Source organism: Exiguobacterium sp. s22 (assembly GCF_018617455.1).
Taxonomy (GTDB): Bacteria; Bacillota; Bacilli; order Exiguobacteriales; family Exiguobacteriaceae; genus Exiguobacterium.
This window is the reverse complement of record NZ_JACSKD010000018.1, coordinates 1-1,266: the sequence shown is the minus strand read 5'-3', so window position 1 is coordinate 1,266 and position 1,266 is coordinate 1. Positions and strand designations below refer to the sequence as shown.

At 44.5% G+C, this 1,266-nt stretch carries 2 protein-coding genes; both read right to left on the bottom strand.

Going from position 1 to position 1,266, the window contains the following annotated elements:
• Positions 1-752: transposase (locus tag KNO94_RS15070; protein WP_214781042.1), on the bottom strand; the 752-nt coding region annotated here is incomplete at its 3' end.
• Positions 753-756: 4 nt separating this feature from the next.
• Positions 757-1,158: an IS200/IS605 family transposase gene (gene tnpA / locus KNO94_RS15065; RefSeq protein ID WP_214781039.1), complete on the bottom strand. Its 402-nt coding sequence runs from the start codon at positions 1,156-1,158 to the stop codon at positions 757-759.
• Positions 1,159-1,266: the final 108 nt, after the last annotated feature.

Genomic DNA, 1,266 nt, shown 5'->3' with positions numbered 1-1,266 from the left:
TTCTCTTTTGCGAAGTCGACGATCTCACGGCTCACCTTGTGATCCTTGTCTTTCATCCAACGCTGTTCCTTGTTGTCCAGTTTCTTGATCGCGTTCAGCTTCTTCTTTTGACCGAGCTCTTTTCGTCTCGCCCGGAACTTTCGTTTCATGAACTTGTTCTCGCGACCGTTCCCAAAGAACCTCACCTTGTCGCAATCGGTCGATGCGACCGCCGGGACTTTTAGACCGAGGTCGACACCAAGAACCTTCGTACCGGTCTTCTCCGTCGTGGGGATCGTGACGGCGATTTGAGCCATCCATTTCTTTGACTTCTTCGTGATACGAAGCGTACCCAGCTTGTTATTCAGAAGGGAGAAGTTACGATTGTCTCGATCGACCATCTCGGCACGGATCTCTGTCCTTTTGACCTTCCCGTCTACCATGATTGGAAGAAAAATGGACTCAAAATCGAACGAATAGTTCTGGTTGTTCCATGTGCAATAAGGTTTCTTCAGGACAGGGACGACCTTGTATTTTGACTTCTTCACTTTCCGGAAGACACTCTGGGCATCTTTGATGACCTGGTTCTTGACGGCACTAGGCAGATGAGCGCAAACACTTTTACTTGTCAATTTGAGCATCGCTTTAGCATCCACCATATCAGAGATAAGTTGATTGACCGTCTCGATATATGTTTCTGCCATGCTTTTTAAAACAACTTCCTGTTCTTTTGTCGGCTTCAGTTTAATGTTAACTGTCAGCGTCTGAGACACGGTGTCACCCCCTTGTTTTTTGTTGCTCGACATAACGTTTAATCGTTTCGCTCGATACATTTCCAGCGGTGGAGACGAAATAGGATCGTGTCCAGAGACTCGGCAAATGTTGAAGATGAGGAAATTCCTCTCTTAACTTTTTAGATGTTACTCCCTTTATTTTTGCCATGATGTCAGCAGGACTCAGTGTTGGAGGGGCGTTAAGGAACATATGCGTATGATCTTTATCGCATTCCAAGGCTATAATTTTGATATTCAGTTCTTCGCATATTTCGGACATCAAACCTTTGAAACGTATTTCTACATCCTTACGAAGGAATATCTTTCTTCTGTATCGAGGACAGAAGACGAAGTGATCATTGATTAGAGAAACAGTAGTATGAGTTCTTCTATAGTTGGTTTCCATATGAATATCGTGTCAGGTTAACCAACAAACTGCGACAAGAAGATTTCCAGATACTTAAAGCGCCAAAACCTTCGGATTCTTTACTGACACTCCGCATCCTGCCGAGCT

Bases quoted from the DNA above. Each gene is read 5' to 3' on its own strand.
- tnpA (WP_214781039.1), bottom strand. From the start codon at position 1,158: ATGGAAACCAACTATAGAAGAACTCATACTACTGTTTCTCTAATCAAT.